Origin of the sequence: Mycobacterium sp. E2989, assembly GCF_001667595.1 — a bacterium.
Taxonomy (GTDB): domain Bacteria; phylum Actinomycetota; class Actinomycetes; order Mycobacteriales; family Mycobacteriaceae; genus Mycobacterium.
This window is the reverse complement of record NZ_LZJX01000104.1, coordinates 98,509-117,326: the sequence shown is the minus strand read 5'-3', so window position 1 is coordinate 117,326 and position 18,818 is coordinate 98,509. Positions and strand designations below refer to the sequence as shown.

The window sequence follows — 18,818 nt, the reverse complement described above, 5'->3', positions numbered from 1 at the left end:
TTAACACCGCCGGCCCGGATGGCTTATTATCTGCGTATGCATGCAGATAAGCGGGCAACACGCGGATGAGCGCGGACGGCGACCACGGTCACGGGCATGCCCACGGACTTCGCGGCATCCTCACGCACGCCCTCGTCCCGCACAGCCACGACGCCGCCGACAGCGTCGACACTGCGCTGAAATCCAGCGCCGCCGGCATCCGGGCAGTCAAGATCGGGCTCGCTGGCCTGGGCGCGACCGCCGCCATGCAAGTGGTGATCGCCATCCTTTCCGGATCCATCGCCCTGGCCGCCGACACCATTCACAATTTCTCGGACGCGCTGACCGCGGTGCCGCTCTGGATCGCGTTCTCGCTGGGCCGACGCGCGCCGACCCGCCGCTACACCTACGGCTACGGGCGCGCCGAGGACATCGCCGGCCTGTTCGTCATCACCATGATCGCCCTGTCGGCGATCGTGGCCGGCTACGAAGCGGTCCTGCGGCTCATGCACCCCGTTGCCGTCGAGCACGTCGGCTGGGTTGCCGCGGCCGGCGTGATCGGCTTCCTGGGTAACGAGGGCGTGGCCAGCTACCGGATTCGGATCGGCCGCCGCATCGGCTCGGCCGCCCTCGTCGCCGACGGCCTCCACGCGCGAACCGACGGATTCACCTCGTTGGCAGTGCTTTTCGGGGCGATCGGTGTTGCTCTCGGCTACCCGATCGCGGACCCGGTCGTCGGCATGATCATCACGGTGGCGATCGTGGCGGTGCTGTACCGCGCGGTGCGCGACATCTTCCGCCGGCTCATGGACGCGGTGGACCCCGCGCTCGTCGATATCGCCGAAGCGTGCCTTGCCGCTCGGCCCGGTGTCCGCAGTGTGCGAAGCGTCCGGATGCGCTGGATAGGTCACCAGCTGCACGCCGACGTGGAACTCGACATCGATCCCCGCACCAGCCTCGAGGATGCCCACCGCATCGCTCACGACGCCGAACACGAGCTAACCCACGCCGTGCCAAAACTCAACAGCGCGCTCGTGCACGCCTACCCGGCTTGATCAGGCGTCGATCACCAGGCGATCGCCCTTGGCCCGCGACACGCAGACCAGCATCTCGCCGTCGCCCTCCGTGGCGCGGCCACGCCGATCCACCTCCCCGGCAAGCACTTTCACCTTGCAGGTGCCGCAGAATCCTTGCTGGCACGAGTACGCCGTCGTCGGGTCGCCGTCGCGCATCACGTCCAGCGCCGACCGGTTCGCCGGGACGGCGAGCACCCGCCGCGAACGGGCGAGTTCGAGCTCGAACGGGACACCGTCGACGACGGGCGGCGGCCCGAACCGTTCGTAATGCAGTGGCGCGTCGGCGTGTTGGTCGCGCAGCACGCGCACCGACTCGAGCATGGCGGTCGGGCCGCACACGTAGACGGCCGTCGTCGGACCCGCGCCGGCGAGCAGTTCCGACGCGGCGGGGATGCGGCCGCGCTCGTCGTCGGCCCACACCGTGACCCGCTCGGGCGCCACCGCCAGCAGCTCGTCGAGCAGCGGCATGTACTCCCGGCTCCGCCCGGCATACACGGCGCGCCAATCGATTCCGTGCTGCTGGGCGAGTCGAATCATGGGCAGGATCGGTGTCACACCGATGCCGCCGATCACGAACAGCACCTCGCGCTCGTCGGTGACGAGATAGAACGCGTTGCGGGGGCCCTCGAACTCGATCGCGTCGCCGACGGCGAAGGTGTCGTGCACTTCGATCGAGCCGCCACCGCCGTCGGCGATCCGGCGCACCGCGATGCGGTAGTCGGTGCGCCGTCCCGGCGAACCGCACAGTGAGTACTGGCGGCGGCGGCCCGAAGCCAGCCGGACGTCGATGTGCGCGCCCGGGGTCCAGGACGGCAGCAACCCGCCTTGCGGGTCGGCGAGCGTCAGGGCGACCACGTCGGGCGTGAGGACTTCACGCTTGGTGACCACCGCGGTGGTGGTCCGCCGCACCGGCAGCACCCGCGACGGGCTCCACCGCGAGGCCGAGGCCAAGCCGCCGAAGAGGGTGCCCACCCCCCACAGCGCAGTGTAGAGGCGATCGCGCCTGGGCCGGCCGTACAGGTCGGCGGGTCTGCTACTCCAAATCGCCTGTGCCACAGCTACTTTCCTACGCCAACGGTGTTCTGGTCGACCCACTCGGCCGTGAGCCCGGCGATGACGTCGGGGTGCGAGGACACCACCCAGTGGCCACCCTCGATGTCGACGACCCGACCGTGGGGCGGTATCGAGCCGGTGAACCGCTGCAGGGGCGGGGAGACGAAATAGTCCCTGCGCGCCACCAACACCTGCACGGGGACCTTGGTCTGCGGCAGCTCCTTCCCGGGCGCCAGGAACGGCCCGGGCATGTTGGCGCGGTACAGGTTCAGCCCGTTGACGTAGTCGCGGGTCGACCGGGTGGTCGCCGCGCGCCGTCGGTCGGTCCGACGTGGCCGGCCGATGAGTTCGACCCCGGCGAAAACCGTGACGCTGGCCCGGGTCCAGATCGCCACCTCGGGCACCCCCGGGCACAGGAAGAACCAGATGTACGACGACGCCAACGCCTGCTTGAGCACATCGAACACGCCGCGGGGCGTGCGGGCGGACCGCAGGAACTTGCCCGCATAGTTCAGGTGCGGCCCCGAGATCGACGTGAACGAGGCGACCCTGCCCATCACCGCGTCATCGGTGACCGCCGCCCAGGCCTGGATCGACCCCCAGTCGTGCGCGATCAGGTGAACCTGGTCCACCCCGAGGCTGTCGATCACCGCGCCGATATCCGAAACCAGTTGCGGCAGGCGGTATCCCGCGCGGCGCCTCGGCCGCGACGATTCACCGGCGCCCCGCACGTCGACGGCCACGAAGTTGTAGCGGTCGCCGAGCGCGTCGGCGACGCCGTCCCACACGTGGTGGTTATCCGGGTAGCCGTGGATCGCCAGGATCGTCGGGCGCCCCCGATCGAGCTCCGAGTGGGCGTGGACGGCCAGGGACACGCCGTCGGAGGCGATTACGTTGGTGGGCTGAGTCATTCGTGCGTACTCTCCGATGCTCAGTGCGCGGCGCGGGCTGCCGGTGATCGGGCCAGGTAGTCGACCGCGCGGCCCACCCCGCCCAGTTTGGACGGGTGGAAGCTCGGCGTGTAGTAGGCGCCGATGACCCGCAGGAACTGGAAGGGCCCGGGCACCAGGCCCCGCCGCGCCGCGCTGAAGTAGTCGCGCCAGCGCGGTTTGGTGCCCGGCGGCAGATACGGGTCGACCGAGTACATGAACCGCACGCCGCGGACGAACAGCCACAGCAGCGCCGGCGTGATCAGCAACTGGGTGCGCACCTGGCGCCAGTACCCGGCGCGCAGGTGCTTCATGGTGTCGAACGCGACGGCCTTGTGCTCGACCTCTTCGGCGCCGTGCCAGCGCAGCAGGTCCAGCATCACCGGGTCGGTGCCGAACGCGTCGTGCTGCGGGGTGTCGAGAATCCACTCGCCCAGGATCGCGGTGTAGTGCTCGAGCGCCGCCACCATCGACACCCGCTCGAGCAGCCAGCTCTGCCGTCGCCGCCACCCCCACCCCGGCCGGTCGCCGATGAGTTGCGAGAACAGCCAGGCCATCTGGTCGGTGAAGGGCGTGACGTCGACGCCCTTGGCCGCGAAGTGGTCCAGCACCCCGGAATGGGCCTGGGAGTGCATGGCCTCCTGGCTGATGAAGCCCTGCACGTCCAGCCGCAGCTGATCGTCCTTGATCAGCGGCAACGCGTTCTTGAACGCGTCGACGATGAACTCCTCGCCGGCGGGCAGCAGCAGGTGCAGCACGTTGCAGAAGTGGGTGGTGAAGGGCTCGTTGGGCACGTAATAGAACGACAGTTGCGCCCAGTCGAAGTCGACGTCACGGGCCTGCAGGACGATGCGCTCGTGGTCGAGCGCGGCGTCATGCGGACCGGTCGCCTGGTCGTCGACGGTGAACATGGTTTTACCCCCTCAGCTACGCGCTGCGTTGCGCCTCGGCCTCAGCCTCGGTGATCAGGCGCTCACTGCGCAAGAACCGGACGAGATTCTCCACGGTCTCGGTGAGCGCCGGCTCACGCAGGCGGACCGTGGCCAGCTCGCGCGCGCGTTGGTACTGGCTGTTGCCGTAGCGCTTGTCCCGCATCGCCGCGATCTTGTCCGCCGAGCGGGTGAGGAAGTCGACCAGCGGGTAGATCGGGTCGCGCGGCGTGCACCGGCGGTTCATCTCGGCGGCGAAGGACGAGATGTCGTGGTATTCGAAGCGGTAGCCGTAGCGCTCGGACAAGACCCTGGTGATGTCGGTCATGTTGTAGTAGTCGTCCGCGGTCATATTGAAAACATTGCCGTAGACCGTGTCGTCCCTCGGCAAGCCCATCAGCGCGACGATGTGATCGGCGATGAGGTCCGCCGGCAGCAGGCTGAGCTGGTTGAGCGCGTTGGCGGCGACGCCGTGCTCGATCATGAACGCCACCGTGCGCACCAGGATGTCGTCACCGCTGCCGAAGCCCGCCCCGGTCGGTGAGATCAGCGACGGCCGGAAGATGCGCACGTCGAGCCCCTGGCGCTGGGCGGCGAACGCCAGCTGCTCGGCCACCCACTTGGTCTGCGAGTAGCCGAAGTCCAGGGCGTTCATCTCCAGGTTCGCGTCGGACTCGCCGACCACCGGCTTCACGCTCCAGCCGTAGATGAAGGTGCTGGAGACGAGGTGAAATGCCTTGCGGTGGGCGGTCATTGCCAGGCGCAGCAGCTCGTGCGTGCCGATCACGTTGGCGGGTCGCAGGGCGTCGTAGGTCCTGACGTAGTTGACCAGGGCGCCGTTGTGGACAACGGCGTCGACGGTCTCGGCAAGTCGCTGGAAACCTTCCTCGCCGAGGCCCAGCTGTGGCTCGGCCAGGTCGCCGCAGACGACGCGCACCCGCCGCCGAACCTCGGCCTCCAGCGCCGGTGACCACAACTTGGCCTTGCGCAGCGACGCGACTATGCGGTCCAGCCCGTGCGCGGAGTCCGTGGCGCGAATCAACGCGTGGACGGTGAACGGCGTTCGGCCGAGCAGGCTGGCGACCAGGAACGGCCCCAGGAAACCGGTCGCACCCGTCAGCAGGATGTCGGTGGGCGCGCCCGGCCGCGAAGGCGGCAGCGCGGGCAGGGGAAGCCGCGCGTCGGCCCGCATCCGCGCCGTCTCGTACGCCTCGTACTCGGCCGAAATCTTGTCCAGCGCCTGACGCAGCGCGTCCAGCGGCTGCCCCGAGCCCGCACCGAACTGCCGCATGAGCGCGAAGAACTCGGCGACCGTCAGCCGCTGCAGCAGGCGGGTGTTCACCTCCTCGGCCAGCTCCCCGGCGCCGTGCTCTTCCAGCAGCGCCTGCAGGTCGGCGCGCAACTCGGCGAGCGCGAGCGAGTCGATGCCGAGGTCGGCGAAGGAGCAGTCCTCGTCGCCGGTGAGGTCGTAGCTCTCGATCAGCGTGCGGAACCGGTCCAGCGGGCCCCCGGTGAGCTCGGATCCGTCGTGCGTCGGGTGCGTGTAGGTCGCCAGCACGGGTAGCTCGCCGCCCACCCAGAGCTGCCGGGTCGAGGATCGCCTGATCTTCCCCGAGGTGGTTTTGGGAATGGTGTGCGGCGGCACGAACGCGATGGTGTGCGGGTCGATGTGGCCGTGCCGGCGGATGGCGCGCGCCAGCGCCTTGCCGTCCGGCAGCGCGTCGGGGTCGCGCACCTCGGCCACCACGGTCAGCACCTCGGAATCGTCGCGCTCCACCGCGAAGGCGGCGACGCAGCCGCCGCGGACCTGCGGGGCCGACCGCTCGACGATGGCCTCGATGTCCGACGGGTAGCAGTTGACGCCGCGCACGATGATGAGGTCCTTGCTGCGGCCGCAGACGAAAAGCTCGCCCTCGTAAAGGAATCCGAGGTCGCCGGTGCGCAGATAGCTGTGCTCGCTGTCGCCGGGGATGCGGGCCGCGAACGCCTCCGCGGTCAGCTCGGGGCGGTTCCAGTAGCCGCCGCCCTTGGACGGTCCGTCCAGCCAAACCTCGCCGACCCGGCCCTCGCCGAGGGCCTGCCCGGATTCCGGATCCACGATTCGCACCACGTTGCCGTCGATGGGCTTGCCGCAGCTCACCACCGGCGCCTGGTTGCTGTTCTCCGGCTGCGCCTTTTCGACCCGCGCCAGGTTGCGCTCCAGCGCGCGCTTGTTCAGCGCCAGGGTCTGGCGTCCGCGAAGCGATACGATCAGGGTGTTCTCGGCCATGCCGTAGGCGCCGGTGAGCGCGTTGGGCTCCAGGCCGTAGGGCGCAAAACGCTCCCGGAACCGCGCAAAAGTGCTGGCGCGCAACGGCTCTGCGCCAACGACGATGCTCTCCAGGCTGCTCAGGTCGACCCCGGCCAGCTCGGAGGTGGGCAGCTTGTCCTCGCGCAGGCAGTACTCGAGGGCGAAGTTGGGCACCGGCGTGTGGGTGGCGCGCACGTCGCTGATGAGCCGCAGCCACGCCGACGGCCGCTTCAGGAAGTCCAGCGGCGACATCGCGTGCGTGGTGCCGCCGACCAGCAGGATGAACAGGTAGGCGGAGATCAGGCCCATGTCATGGTGTTGCGGCAGCCAGCTGACCAGCACCTCGCCGCCCTTGAACGCCGAGGCGTTGGCGATCACGTTGGCGTGGCTGACGACCACGCCCTTGGGATCGCTGGTCGACCCGGAGGTGTACTGCAGGAAGAGCACCGGCCCGGGCGTGTCCGGGACATGGGCGCCGCCGAACTCCTGCGTGCCGTCGGTGCCGAACCAGGGAAGTTCCGGTGGCCGCTGGGCCTCCGGCCAGGCCGACCCGCCGTCGAAGTGGTTGAGCAGCAAGCGGTAGTCGTACTCGAACTGCTTGGTCGACAACACCGCCTTGGCCTGGCAGTCCCGCGCGATGAAGGCGAGTTTGGCCAATCCCGACTCGAACGACATCGGCAGCGGGGGGCTGACCGGCACGGCGATCACCCCGATGCGGGCGCAGGCGTAGAACGCCGCGATCATTTCCAGGCCGGGCGGGTAGACCAGCAGCGCGCGATCGCCCTGGCGCAGACCGGCTTCCGTCGACAGGTAGGCGGCCAGTTCCCGCGTGCGCTCCGCGAAGCCGCGGTAGGTGTAGTGCTCCTGCTCGCGGCCCTCGTCGTCGAGGAAGCGGAAGAGGGTCTTGTCTGGTGTCTGGGTTTCCCGCATGTGCAGGTGATCAATGAGCGTCTCCATGGCAGGAGCCACCCCCTTCCGGGTCCACTATGAGCCATAAGAAGTTTCGTATCAATTGATAACGCCCAATGTAGCGCCGCAGATGGCCGCCAAGCAAAGCGAGGAGCGGCATTTTCCGGCATGACACATTAATTTCACAGCATTGGCCAATCCACCGCCGCGAATGGGCACTCGCCAGCTCAGCAACTACGGACTTCAGTATCTCAGTTACGCCTATCACCTGGGATTTCCCTGCGGGCTGCCTCCTCAAAGGCGTGGATACTGACTTACGCAATTGCGATAATCATGAATGGCTATCCTTTTGCCGCTAGGTGTTTCTTGTGTCATTTCGTATCCGCACCGCAAAGGGTATTGAGCCGTTTACAAGACCGCCATTTCGCGGTCCCGGCTCCGGAACTACTGAGGTACGGACTCAGCCGATCCGGGCGACGCGGATCCGCGGGCCGGCGCGGGCCACCAGCCGGACGACCCCGACGAACCGTTCGCCGTCGATGATCGGGGAAAGAGGCTCCCCCTCCGCCTCGATGACCATTTCGCGACCGTTGACGTCGCGCACGCCGGGGCCCCGCAGCGTGCCGTTGGTGAGCGCCGCCGGCAGCTGCACGACGATCCTCGAGGGCCGGATTTCGCCGGCCTGAAAATGCAGCGCGCCGGGATTCTCGGCCTTCGGGAAAAGGCGGAACGGCCCCCCGATTCGCAGGTCGATCGCACCCGCGTGCAGCACGCGGTGCGTCCGCGACGGAACCTCCTCGCCGTCGATGACCACGCGCGCACGCGTCGGGGTGAACAGCACCGACGAGTAACTGGAGGCCGGCGAACGGCCGACCTTGGACGCCAGATAGTCGCGGAACGAGCGGCCGATCACCTTCACAACCTCGCCGCGGCCGTGTTCGGCTTTTCCGTAATACATGTCGTAGAACCGGTTTCCGACTCCCCCTGCGGCCAGCCCGAAACACAGGCGATGGAACGCGGCGCCGTCCTCGGTTTCGCCGTCGAGTCGCAACGTGTCGAGGTGCAGCTCGGCCGGCGGCCTTTGGGCCTCGGCGGCGGCGGCCAGCGCCCGGACGATGGCGTCGGGGCGGCCACGCACCCGCGCCTTGCGCGCGACGGCGTTGACGCTGCCGCCGTTGGTGGGCACGAACGTCGGCCAGCGCTCGGAATCGCTTTCCCCGCGCTCGATTTCGTTGATCAACCAGTGCAGCGCGCCGTCGCCGCCGTCCCCGACGAGGTGAGTGACCCGCGGGCGCAGCTCGTCCAGGGTCTTGCCCAGGTCCTCGATCGAGGAGGTTTCGTGAACCTCGCCCCATGGGCCGACGATGCGGCGCAATTCCGCCACGCGGTCGCCCCGCGCGCGGCGATTCCTGCGCGCGAGCGGATTGACGATGACCCCCAGGTACATCCGCTCAGATGGGATCCCGCCGGCCATCCCACGCACGATACCTGCGGCGTTCCGGTGGGCGGGATCACGTCGTTAGGGTGGCTGCCATGCCTGGTTGGACCGCAGCAGATCTGCCCTCGTTCGCCGGACGCACGGTCGTGATCACCGGGGCCAACGCCGGACTGGGCGAGGCCACCGCCCGCGAATTGGCACGGGTGGGCGCTCGCGTCGTCCTGGCGGTGCGCAATACCGAGAAGGGCAAGGCCGCGGCCGAACGGATGACCGGTGAGGTCGAGGTGCGCCAACTCGACCTGCAGGACCTCAGTTCGGTGCGGCGCTTCGCCGACGAGATGGGCGCCCTTGACGTGCTGGTGAACAACGCCGGCATCATGGCCACCAAACACGCCGTCACCGTCGACGGCTTCGAGGGCCAGATCGGCACCAATCACCTGGGCCACTTCGCGCTGACCAACCTGCTGCTGCCCAAGCTCGGCGACCGGGTGGTGACGGTGTCCTCGCTGATGCACCACTTCGGCTACATCAGCCTCAAAGACCTGAATTTTCAATCCCGCCCGTATTCGGCGTGGCTGGCCTACAGCCAGTCCAAGCTGGCCAACCTGCTGTTCACCAGCGAACTGCAGCGGCGCCTCGAGGCCGCCGGTTCTGCGCTGCGCGCCCTGGCCGCCCATCCCGGCTGGTCGCACACGAACCTTCAGGGCAACTCGGGCCGCAAATTCGGCGACGCGGCGGTGTTGGCCGTGGATCGCATCGTGTCCACCGACGCCGACTTCGGTGCCCGGCAGACGCTGTTCGCGGTGTCCCAGGATTTGCCGGGCGACACCTTCGTCGGCCCGCGGTTCGGCCTGTATGGCCGCACCCAGCCGACGTGGCGCAACTGGCCGGCCAAGCGGGCGGGCACGGCGACGGCGCTGTGGGAGCTTTCCGAGCGGCTCACAAGCACCGCTTTCCCGCTCTGATGACGCGCTCGGCGGGCGGTTCGCCGTAGCCCGGCTAGATTGGTGAGCAAATCCATGCAGCGACGCCCACGCGAGGAGGTAACCCATGTCGGACACTGATATGGCGGCGATCCTTGCCCTCCTTGCCGCGCTGGCGTCGGCGATCGGCAACGTGGTCCGCCAGCGGTCCGCGCAGGAGGTCACCGACAAACCGGTCGGTCACCTGGCGCTGTTCGGCATGTTGTTGCGCGACAGGCGTTGGTTGCTGGGCGGACTCGGCGACATCGCCAGCTACGTTTTGCTGGCCGCGGCCCTGGACAAGGGCTCGGTGCTGCTCGTGATGTCGCTGCAGGTGACCTCGTTGCTGTTCGCCCTGCCGATCTATGCGCGGATGAGCCGCCACCCGGTCACCCGCGGGGAGTGGACGTGGGCGGTGTTACTCACCGCGGCGTTGGTGGTCGTCATCGCGGTCGGTGATCCGACCGGCGGCCAGCAACGCGCGGCGGCCCAGGTCTGGCTGATCGTCGCGGTGGCGATGGCCCCGCCGCTGTTGTTGGCGATGGTGGGCGCCCGGATCTGGTCGGATCGCCCGGTGGCCGCGCTGTTGCTCGCGGCGGTCGCCGGTTCACTGCTCGCGGTGTTCGCGGTGCTGATGAAGGGCGTTGTCGACATCATCGAACACAACCCCGAACAGTTGTGGACCAGGCCCGAGGTGTACGGCTGGGTGTTCTGCGCGGTGGCCGGCATGATCATCCATCAATCGGCTTACCGCGCAGGCGCTTTGACGGCCTCGCTGCCGACGATCATCGCGGCCAAGCCCATCGTGGGCGCGGTGCTGGGGATCACCGTGCTGGGCGAGACGTTGGACGCCCACGGCTTTGACTGGGTGGTGCTCGCGGTGGCCGCGGTGTTGGTGATCGTCGCGACCGTGGGGCTGGCCCGCGGCGAGGCGGCGACCGTGTCGGCCGGCGCCGGCCGCGACGTGCGGATCGACGACGGGTCGAAAGTGTCGCCGCTCTAGCGAACCTTGGTGGCAGGTACAGGATTCGAACCTGTGAAGCTTTCGCGACGGATTTACAGTCCGCTCCCATTGGCCGCTCGGGCAACCTGCCGCCAGACAGGTTACAACGAGGGGGTAGACAAAGCACAAACGGCCATCACCGGATGAAGGGACGGATCGAATGGCGGACTCATCGTTCGACATTGTCAGCAAAGTCGAGCGCCAAGAGGTCGACAACGCACTCAACCAGGCCGCCAAGGAGCTGGCCACTCGCTTCGACTTCCGCGGCACCGACACCACCATCGCGTGGAAGGGCGACGAGGCGATCGAGCTGACGTCGTCCACCGAGGAGCGCGTGAAGGCCGCCGTCGACGTCTTCAAGGAGAAGCTGATCCGGCGCGACATCTCGATGAAGGCCTTCGACGCCGGCGAGCCACAGGCGTCCGGCAAGACCTACAAGGTCAACGGCACCATCAAGCAGGGCATCACCAGCGAGAACGCCAAGAAGATCACCAAGCTGATCCGCGACGAGGGTCCCAAATCCGTCAAGACCCAGATCCAGGGCGACGAGATTCGCGTCAGCAGCAAAAAGCGCGACGACCTGCAGGCCGTCCAGGCGCTGCTCAAGCAGGCCGACCTGGACGTCGCGCTGCAGTTCGTCAACTACCGCTAGCCCCATACGTTCGGTTCGTGCAGTAGAATGAACTGCACGAACCGAACTTTGGAGCGAATCCCATGACCACCGTCGCCGAGCTGGCCACCGCGCACGAGCGCCTGCGCGAGAGCGCCCGCGCCGTGGGCGACGCGCTGGCGTCGGTCGCGGTCTACACCGAGCCCGCCGTGGCGCGCGCGGTGCAGGCCGAGCAGAATTTGTACGCCCGCATCGAGGACGAGTTCGGGATGCTGAGCAGCACCGACGCCGGCAAGCGGATGGGGTCGCGGTCCAGCGCGCCGCGCAACCTGGCCACCACCGCGCACCGCAACGGGGCGTTGGTCGCGGTGCGGCGCGGCACCTACCTGGCCTACCCCGGGTTCCAGTTCGGCCCGGACGGCAAGCCGTTACCGGTCATCGCCCGGCTGCGCGAGGTCGCCGAGGACAGCGGCTGGTCGGAGGCCGGCCTGGTGCAGTGGCTGTGCTCCCCCACCACCTATCTGGACTCCGAGCGTCCCGTCGACCGCCTCGGCACCGATCCGGACCGCGTCGTCGCGGTCGCCGCGGAGGCCATGGCCGTTTCGTGGTGAAACGACCACCCGACCCGTTCGACCCGGCCACCGCCACCCTGCCGACGGGCCACCTGCTCCACCGCGTGCTCTCGGCGACGCGCACCGCCACCGACTTCAATCCCGGGATCGGCGCGCGCACCCGCTTCGGCTTCTTCGGCGACCCCGTGGTGCCGATCATGTACGCCGCCGACACCGAGGACGCGGCCATCGCCGAGACGCTGCTGCACGACATCCCGGCCGAGGGCGGGCTGCTGCCCTACGACCAATACGCCGACAAGGTGCTGGTCCGCCTCAAGGTCACCCGATCCGTGCGCCTGGGCGTGCTGCACGGCACCGGGCTCCGGCGCCTCAAGGTGACCGCCGCCGAGCTCACGGCGAGCCCGGCCTCCAGCTACGCCACAACCGTGCGCTGGGCCGAAGCGGCGCACGGCGCCGGGCTGGACGGGCTGGTGTGGATGTCGCGGCAGTGCAACGACTCCAAGGCCTACGTCTTCTTCGGCGACAGGTGCGCTGCGGCCTTCGATCAGGATCCGACGCACGCGCGGATCTTCGCCAGCCCCGCCGACCAGCTCTGGCTGATCGACCGATGCGCGCCGCTGCACGTCGACGTGCTGATGGAGCCGGCATAGGGATTCCTGGCCCGGCCAACCGGTGGGTGCCTAATCTGGTGACCAGTCCACGATGTGAGCGAGGTTCACGATGACCCCTAGCGAAGCCGATTACTCCGACGTCATCATCGTCGGCGCCGGCATCTCCGGCATCGACGCGGCCTATCGGATCGGCGAGCGCAACCCGCAGCTGACCTACACGATCCTGGAGCGGCGCGCGCGAATCGGCGGTACGTGGGACCTGTTCCGCTACCCCGGGGTTCGCTCGGACAGCAGCATCTTCACCCTGTCCTTCCCGTTCGAGCCGTGGACCCGCAAGGAGGGGGTGGCCGACGGCGTCCACATCCGCGAGTACCTGGCCGCCACGGCGCGCAAGTACGGCATCGATCGCCACATCCGGTTCGACAGCTACGTCCGTTCGGCCGACTGGGATTCGTCCACCGACACCTGGACGGTGACCGTCGAGCAGGACGGCGCGCGGAAGCTGTACCGCGGCCGGTTCCTGTTCTTCGGCAGCGGCTACTACAACTACGACGAGGGCTACACCCCCGACTTCCCCGGCATCGAGGCGTTCGGGGGCACCGTGGTGCATCCGCAGCACTGGCCCGAAGACCTCGACTACACCGGCAAGCAGGTCGTGGTGATCGGCAGCGGGGCCACCGCGGTCACGCTGCTGCCGTCGCTGTCGGACCGGGCCGCCAAAGTGACCATGCTGCAACGCTCGCCGACGTATCTCATCTCGGCGTCCAAGTACGGCAAGGTCGCGGCCGTCGCCCGTAAGGTGTTGCCGCGCAAGCCCGCTCACCTGGTGGTGCGGATGTACAGCGCGCTGACCGAAGCGGTGTTCTTCGCCCTGTCCCGCAAGGCGCCGGGCCTCGTGCGCTGGCTACTGCGGCGCAAGGCGATCAGCAGCCTGCCCGACGGCTACGACGTCGACACCCACTTCAAGCCGCGCTACAACCCGTGGGACCAGCGGATGTGCCTGATCCCGGACGCCGACCTGTACAACGCCATCGCCGCCGGCCGAGCCGAGGTGGTCACCGACCACATCGACCACTTCGACGCCACCGGCATCGCGCTCAAGTCCGGCGGACGCCTCGACGCCGACATCATCGTCACCGCCACCGGGCTGCAGCTGCAGGCGCTGGGCGGGACGGCAATCAGCCTGGACGGCAACGAGATCAAGACCAACGACCGCTTCGTCTACAAGGCACACATGCTCGAGGACGTGCCCAACCTGTTCTGGTGTGTCGGCTACACGAACGCATCGTGGACGCTGCGCGCCGACATCACCGCCCGGGCAACGGCAAAGCTGCTGGCGCACATGGCCGCTCACGGCTACACGCACGCCTACCCGCATCGCGGCAACGAGCCGATGGCCGAGAAGCCGTCCTGGGACATCAACGCCGGCTACGTGTTGCGGTCGGTGCATGCGCTGCCGAAATCGGGAACCAAGCGGCCGTGGAACGTGCGGCAGAACTATCTCGCCGACGCCATCGACTACCGCTTCGACCGCATCGAGGAGGCCATGGTGTTCGGCCGGGTCGCCGAGCGCGCACCCCTGGCGGGCTGAGCGCCATGCGGCTGCCGGCGGAACTTCGTGAACTCCTACTAAATGTCCGGTGACGGCAATACGCTGATCGCCATGGCAGCACAGATGCGCGAACCCAAGGTCGTTGTCCTCGGTGGCGGTTCCTGGGGTACCACGGTGGCCTCCATCTGCGCGCGACGAGGGCCGACGCTGCAATGGGTGCGCTCGGAGGAGACCGCCAAGGACATCAACGAGAATCACCGCAACAGCCGCTATCTCGGCGACGAGGCGGTGCTGAGCGACACCCTGCGCGCCACCACCGACTTCGCCGAGGCGGCGAGCTGCGCCGACGTCGTGGTCATGGGCGTGCCCTCACACGGGTTCCGGGGGGTGCTGACCGAGCTGGCCAAGGAACTGCGGCCCTGGGTGCCGGTGGTGTCGCTGGTCAAGGGGCTCGAGCAGGGCACCAACATGCGGATGTCGCAGATCATCGAGGAGGTCTTGCCGGGTCATCCGGCGGGCATCCTGGCGGGACCGAACATCGCCCGCGAGGTCGGCGAGGGCTACGCCGCCGCGGCGGTGCTGGCCATGCCCGACCAGCATCTGGCGACCCGGCTGTCCGGGCTGTTTCGCACCCGGCGCTTCCGGGTGTACACCACCGACGACGTCATCGGGGTGGAGATGGCCGGGGCGCTGAAGAACGTCTATGCCATCTCGGTGGGAATGGGCTACTCGCTGGGGATCGGGGAGAACACCCGCGCGCTGGTGATCGCCCGCGCGCTGCGCGAGATGACGAAGCTGGGTGTGGCCGTGGGCGGCAATCCCGATACCTTCCCCGGCCTGGCCGGCCTGGGAGACCTCATCGTGACGTGCACCAGCCAGCGCAGCCGCAACCGCCACGTGGGCGAGCAACTGGGCGCCGGCAAGCCGATCGACGAGATCATCGCCTCGATGAACCAGGTCGCCGAGGGCGTCAAAGCCGCCAGCGTGATCATGGAGTTCGCCAACGAGTTCGGCCTGAACATGCCGATCGCCCGCGAAGTCGACGCGGTGATCAACCACGGTTCGACGGTCGAGGACGCCTACCGCGGCCTGATGGTCGAGATGCCCGGACACGAGGTGCACGGCTCGGGTTTCTGACTTGGCCATCTGGCGCCGGCCAAATTCAAATCTTTGCATTCTCTATGGGCCCGGCCCGTCCGCTTGACCCTCGGTTTGCCAGCAAAATACCGTCAATCAGGCAGCCAGGGGTTCCCGGCCATGTTCCTGTGGGTCCGGCCGGGTCGTAACCTACTGTGCGCCAAGGTGTTACGCCGACGTAATACAACGCAATACGGGGCGGATCTCGGAGCATCCCCCGCTAACTCCTAACGAGGGACGAGACCGATGCGAAACATCGAAAAGCTCGGCGATAAACCTCAGGATCAGGGCACCAACTCGCGGAAAGAGCGGGTGCGATCGATCATCCGCCACGACCTGCCCTCGTCTCTCGTCGTCTTCCTGGTCGCGCTCCCGCTGTCGCTGGGGATCGCGATCGCTTCCAACGCACCGGTGCTCGCCGGCCTGATCGCCGCGATCGTCGGGGGGATCGTGGTCGGCGCGATCGGCGGGTCGCCGCTACAGGTCAGTGGGCCGGCGGCCGGGCTGACGGTGATCGTGGCCGACCTGGTGTCCGACTTCGGTTGGGGCGTAACCTGTTTGATCACCGTGGCCGCCGGCGTCCTGCAGGTGCTGCTGGGGCTCAGCCGCGTCGCGCGGGCGGCCCTGGCGATCTCGCCGGTGGTGGTGCACGCGATGCTGGCCGGCATCGGCATCACGATCGCGCTGCAGCAAGCGCACGTGCTGCTGGGCGGGAAATCCAAGAGCACGGCCTGGCACAACCTGATCGGGCTGCCGGGACAGATCATCGACTCGCACCGGCCCGGGGTCATCCTCGGCGTGCTGGTGATCGCCATCCTGGTCGCCTGGCGCTGGGTTCCGGCCAAGGTGCGCCGGGTCCCGGGCCCCCTGGTCGCCATCGTCGTCGTGACGCTCGTGTCCGTCGTCTTCCCGTTCCACGTGCGACGGATCGATCTCGACGGCTCGCCGCTGGATGCGCTGCAGCTGCCCGACATTCCGCACGACAACTGGGGCGCGGTGGCCATCGGGGTGATCACCGTCGCGCTGATCGCCAGCGTCGAGAGCCTGCTGTCGGCGGTGTCGGTCGACCGGATGCACAACGGGCCGCGCACCGACTTCAACCGTGAGCTGGTGGGCCAGGGCGCGGCCAACATCGTGTCGGGGGCGATCGGCGGGCTGCCGGTCACCGGCGTAATCGTCCGCAGCTCGACCAACGTCAACGCGGGCGCCAAATCGCGCGCCTCGGCATTCATGCACGGCGTGTGGATCCTGCTGTTCACCGTCCCGTTCGCGGAGTTGGTCGAGGAGATCCCGACGGCGGCGCTGGCCGGGCTGCTCATCGTCATCGGCGTCCAGCTGCTCAAGCCCGCCCACATCGAAACCGCCTCGAAGCACGGCGATCTCGCCGTGTACGTCGTCACCGCCGTCAGCGTCGTCTTCCTCAATCTGCTGCACGGGGTGCTGATCGGGCTCGCGCTGGCCATCGCGCTGACCGGGTGGCGGGTGATCCGGGCCAAGGTCGAGGCCAAGCCGGTCGACGACGAGTGGGAGGTGACCATCGAGGGCGCCGCGTGCACGTTCCTGGCGCTCCCGCGCCTGACGCGGGTGCTGACGTCCATTCCGGCCGGAACCGTTGTCACCGTGCATGTTTCGGTGCACTACCTGGATCACGCGGCACACCAGACGATCAGCGACTGGCAACGCCAGCACGAGGCCAACGGCGGCACGGTCCGCATCCAGGGCGCGCTCGAGACGGGTCACTCGCCGCGCAAGGCCGAGGGTGAGCTGGTGGAAACCGAAAGGCCCGAGGCGGCCGCGTGATTGGGGGTGAGCGCGGGCAATATCAACCCCGCGCCATCGCCTCCAGCCGGCGGATGCGGTCCTCGATCGGCGGGTGCGTCGAGAACAGCGAGCCGATTCGCTCACCCGCACGGAACGGGTTGGCGATCATCAGGTGCGCCTGGCTGGCCAGCTGCGGCTCCGGGGGCAGCGGGGCGGCCTGCACACCGCCGGAGATCTTGCGCAGGGCCGACGCCAGGGCCAGCGGATCGCCGGTCAACGCCGCGCCCGACTCGTCCGCCTGATACTCCCGGGACCGGGACACCGCCAGCCGCACCACGGTCGCCGCGATCGGGCCCAGCAGCGAAACAAACAGCAGCGCAAAGGGATTGCCCTCGTCGTCGCGGTCGCCGCCGAGGAACATCGCCATGTAGGACAGGGCGGTGATGATCGACGCCATCGCGCCGGCGATGCACGAAATGAGGATGTCGCGGTTGTAAACGTGCGACAGCTCGTGTCCCAGCACCGCGCGCAGCTCGCGCTCGTTGAGGATCCCCAAAATGCCGGTGGTGCAACACACCGCGGCGTTGCGTGGGTTGCGCCCGGTCGCGAAGGCGTTGGGCGCGTTGGTGTCGCTGATGTAGAGCCGCGGCATCGGCTGGTGCGCGGCGGTGGCGAGCTCGCGCACGATCCGGTACATCACCGGCGCCTGCAGCTCCGACACCGGCTGCGCGTGCATCGCCCGCAGCGCAAGCTTGTCGCTGTTGTAGTACGTGTAGATGTTCATCCCGACGGCGAACAGCACCGCCAGGAACATCGCCGTCCTGCCGAACAGCGAGCCCACAAACACGATCAACGCGGACATACCGACCAACAAGGCGAAGGTCTTCAGCCAGTTGGCATGGGGATGCCAGGTCATCGGTGTCCTCCTTGGAGCATCAACTATCGCTCATTGAACGCCTGAAACGGCGGCCAAGGTTCCCCCGACGCGCTAGCCGTGCCGGCTGATGGTGTAGTCGACCAGCGTCTGCAGCGCCCGCCGACCGGGCAGGTCGGGCAAAAGGGCCAGCTCGTCGCGGGCCTGCGCGGCGTACCCGGCCAACGTTTCCTTGGCCTTCGCCATCCCCGGGGAGGCCCGCAACAGCGCGAGCGCCTCGGTCACCGCGTCGTCGTCCTCGATGGGCCCGGCCAGCAGCTCGCGCAGCCGCGCCGCGTCGGGCCCGGTTTCGCGCAGGGCGTAGAGCATGGGCAGGGTGTGCACGCCTTCGCGCACGTCGGTGCCGGGCAGCTTGCCCGACTCGTGCGAGTCGCTGTCGATGTCGATGATGTCGTCGGAGATCTGGAAGGCGGTGCCGACGATGCCGCCGAGGCGGCTGAGCCGCTCGACCTGCTCGCCGTCGGCGCCCGAGAACATGGCCCCGAACCGGCCCGCCGCGGCGATCAGGCAGGCGGTTTTCTCGTACACCACCTTCAGGTAGTGCTCGATCGGGTCCGCCCCCTCGGCGGCTCCCGTCAGGCCGCGGGTCTCCCGCATCTGCCCGGTCACCAGTTGGGCGAAGGTCTCGGCGATCAGCCGCACCGCCTCCGGGCCCAGCCGCGAGACCAGGCGCGACGCGGTGGCAAACAGGTAGTCGCCGGCCAGGATCGCGACGTTGTTGCCCCAGCGGACGTTCGCGGTGGGCGCGCCCCGGCGCACCTCGGCCTCGTCCATCACGTCGTCGTGGTAGAGCGTGGCCAGGTGCACCAGCTCGATGACCGCGCCCGCGATGGTCACCTCGTGCGCGTCGGGGTTCGGCCCCAACTGCGCGGACAGCACGGTGAACAGCGGGCGGAATCGCTTGCCCCCGGCCTTGAACAGGTGCGTCAGCGAGTCGATCATCACGTCGTCGGCGCCGCGCAGCTCGGTGTCCATGAGCTGCTCGACCCGCCCGACGCCGTCGCGCACGGTCGCCGCGAATGCGGCGTCGCCGAAGTCAACGCCCGCCACCACCGTCGCCGGAGTCCTCACGC

General features: G+C 68.4%; 16 protein-coding genes and 1 tRNA gene. 9 read left to right on the top strand and 8 right to left on the bottom strand.

What is annotated here, in order from left to right; translation table 11 throughout:
* Nucleotides 1–65: 65 nt before the first annotated feature.
* Nucleotides 66–1,034 (top strand): cation diffusion facilitator family transporter, encoded by a 969-nt coding sequence (locus A5680_RS18105; RefSeq protein ID WP_067821770.1) that lies wholly within the window; start codon nt 66–68, stop codon nt 1,032–1,034.
* On the opposite strand, the gene A5680_RS18100 is transcribed toward A5680_RS18105, so the two are convergent.
* The 5 genes from A5680_RS18100 to A5680_RS18080 all read right to left on the bottom strand — a co-directional run bounded on the left by A5680_RS18100 (nt 1,035) and on the right by A5680_RS18080 (nt 8,612).
* Entirely contained in the window at nt 1,035–2,111 is a 1,077-nt protein-coding gene (locus A5680_RS18100; protein ID WP_067821767.1) for a PDR/VanB family oxidoreductase, read from the bottom strand.
* A gap of 2 nt (nt 2,112–2,113) precedes the next feature.
* Entirely contained in the window at nt 2,114–3,019 is a 906-nt protein-coding gene (locus A5680_RS18095; protein WP_067821763.1) for an alpha/beta fold hydrolase, read from the bottom strand.
* A 20-nt stretch (nt 3,020–3,039) separates the two neighbouring features.
* The gene (locus A5680_RS18090) at nt 3,040–3,948 is read right to left on the bottom strand and encodes a metal-dependent hydrolase (RefSeq protein ID WP_067821760.1); all 909 of its coding nucleotides are present in this window, start codon (nt 3,946–3,948) and stop codon (nt 3,040–3,042) included.
* Nucleotides 3,949–3,964: 16 nt separating this feature from the next.
* On the bottom strand, nt 3,965–7,213 hold the full coding sequence (locus A5680_RS18085; RefSeq protein WP_067821756.1) for a thioester reductase domain-containing protein: 3,249 nt from the start codon (nt 7,211–7,213) through the stop codon (nt 3,965–3,967).
* A gap of 412 nt (nt 7,214–7,625) precedes the next feature.
* Nucleotides 7,626–8,612: a diacylglycerol kinase family protein gene (locus A5680_RS18080; RefSeq protein WP_067821753.1), complete on the bottom strand. Its 987-nt coding sequence runs from the start codon at nt 8,610–8,612 to the stop codon at nt 7,626–7,628.
* 86 nt (nt 8,613–8,698) lie between these two features.
* Between A5680_RS18080 and A5680_RS18075 the strand changes: the two genes are divergently transcribed.
* Nucleotides 8,699–9,568 carry an oxidoreductase gene (locus A5680_RS18075; RefSeq protein WP_067821750.1) on the top strand — a complete coding sequence of 290 codons (870 nt, stop codon included), beginning with the start codon at nt 8,699–8,701 and terminating at the stop codon, nt 9,566–9,568.
* Between the two features lie 85 nt (nt 9,569–9,653).
* Nucleotides 9,654–10,568 (top strand): DMT family transporter, encoded by a 915-nt coding sequence (locus A5680_RS18070; protein ID WP_067821747.1) that lies wholly within the window; start codon nt 9,654–9,656, stop codon nt 10,566–10,568.
* A 7-nt stretch (nt 10,569–10,575) separates the two neighbouring features.
* On the opposite strand, the gene A5680_RS18065 is transcribed toward A5680_RS18070, so the two are convergent.
* A tRNA-Tyr gene (locus tag A5680_RS18065) sits at nt 10,576–10,659 on the bottom strand.
* A gap of 69 nt (nt 10,660–10,728) precedes the next feature.
* Here A5680_RS18065 and A5680_RS18060 point away from each other — a divergent pair.
* From A5680_RS18060 to A5680_RS18035, 6 genes are all read left to right on the top strand, one after another.
* Nucleotides 10,729–11,220 (top strand): YajQ family cyclic di-GMP-binding protein, encoded by a 492-nt coding sequence (locus A5680_RS18060; protein WP_055404229.1) that lies wholly within the window; start codon nt 10,729–10,731, stop codon nt 11,218–11,220.
* 62 nt (nt 11,221–11,282) lie between these two features.
* A complete protein-coding gene (locus A5680_RS26075; protein ID WP_067821744.1) occupies nt 11,283–11,789 on the top strand; it encodes a hypothetical protein in 507 nt (168 codons plus the stop codon).
* A complete protein-coding gene (locus A5680_RS18050) occupies nt 11,783–12,400 on the top strand; it encodes an RES family NAD+ phosphorylase (protein ID WP_067821741.1) in 618 nt (205 codons plus the stop codon). Before A5680_RS26075 ends, A5680_RS18050 begins: the two co-directional genes overlap by 7 nt.
* Before the next feature lie 70 nt (nt 12,401–12,470).
* Entirely contained in the window at nt 12,471–13,952 is a 1,482-nt protein-coding gene (locus tag A5680_RS18045; RefSeq protein ID WP_067821739.1) for an NAD(P)/FAD-dependent oxidoreductase, read from the top strand.
* Nucleotides 13,953–14,024: 72 nt separating this feature from the next.
* On the top strand, nt 14,025–15,050 hold the full coding sequence (locus A5680_RS18040; protein ID WP_156349632.1) for an NAD(P)H-dependent glycerol-3-phosphate dehydrogenase: 1,026 nt from the start codon (nt 14,025–14,027) through the stop codon (nt 15,048–15,050).
* A 246-nt stretch (nt 15,051–15,296) separates the two neighbouring features.
* A complete protein-coding gene (locus A5680_RS18035) occupies nt 15,297–16,850 on the top strand; it encodes a SulP family inorganic anion transporter (RefSeq protein ID WP_067821737.1) in 1,554 nt (517 codons plus the stop codon).
* 22 nt (nt 16,851–16,872) lie between these two features.
* On the opposite strand, the gene htpX is transcribed toward A5680_RS18035, so the two are convergent.
* Entirely contained in the window at nt 16,873–17,727 is an 855-nt protein-coding gene (gene htpX / locus A5680_RS18030) for a zinc metalloprotease HtpX (protein ID WP_055403117.1), read from the bottom strand.
* A gap of 72 nt (nt 17,728–17,799) precedes the next feature.
* The gene (gene grcC1, locus A5680_RS18025) at nt 17,800–18,816 is read right to left on the bottom strand and encodes a nonaprenyl/(2E,6E)-farnesyl/geranylgeranyl diphosphat synthase (protein ID WP_067821734.1); all 1,017 of its coding nucleotides are present in this window, start codon (nt 18,814–18,816) and stop codon (nt 17,800–17,802) included.
* Between the last annotated feature and the right edge of the window lie 2 nt (nt 18,817–18,818).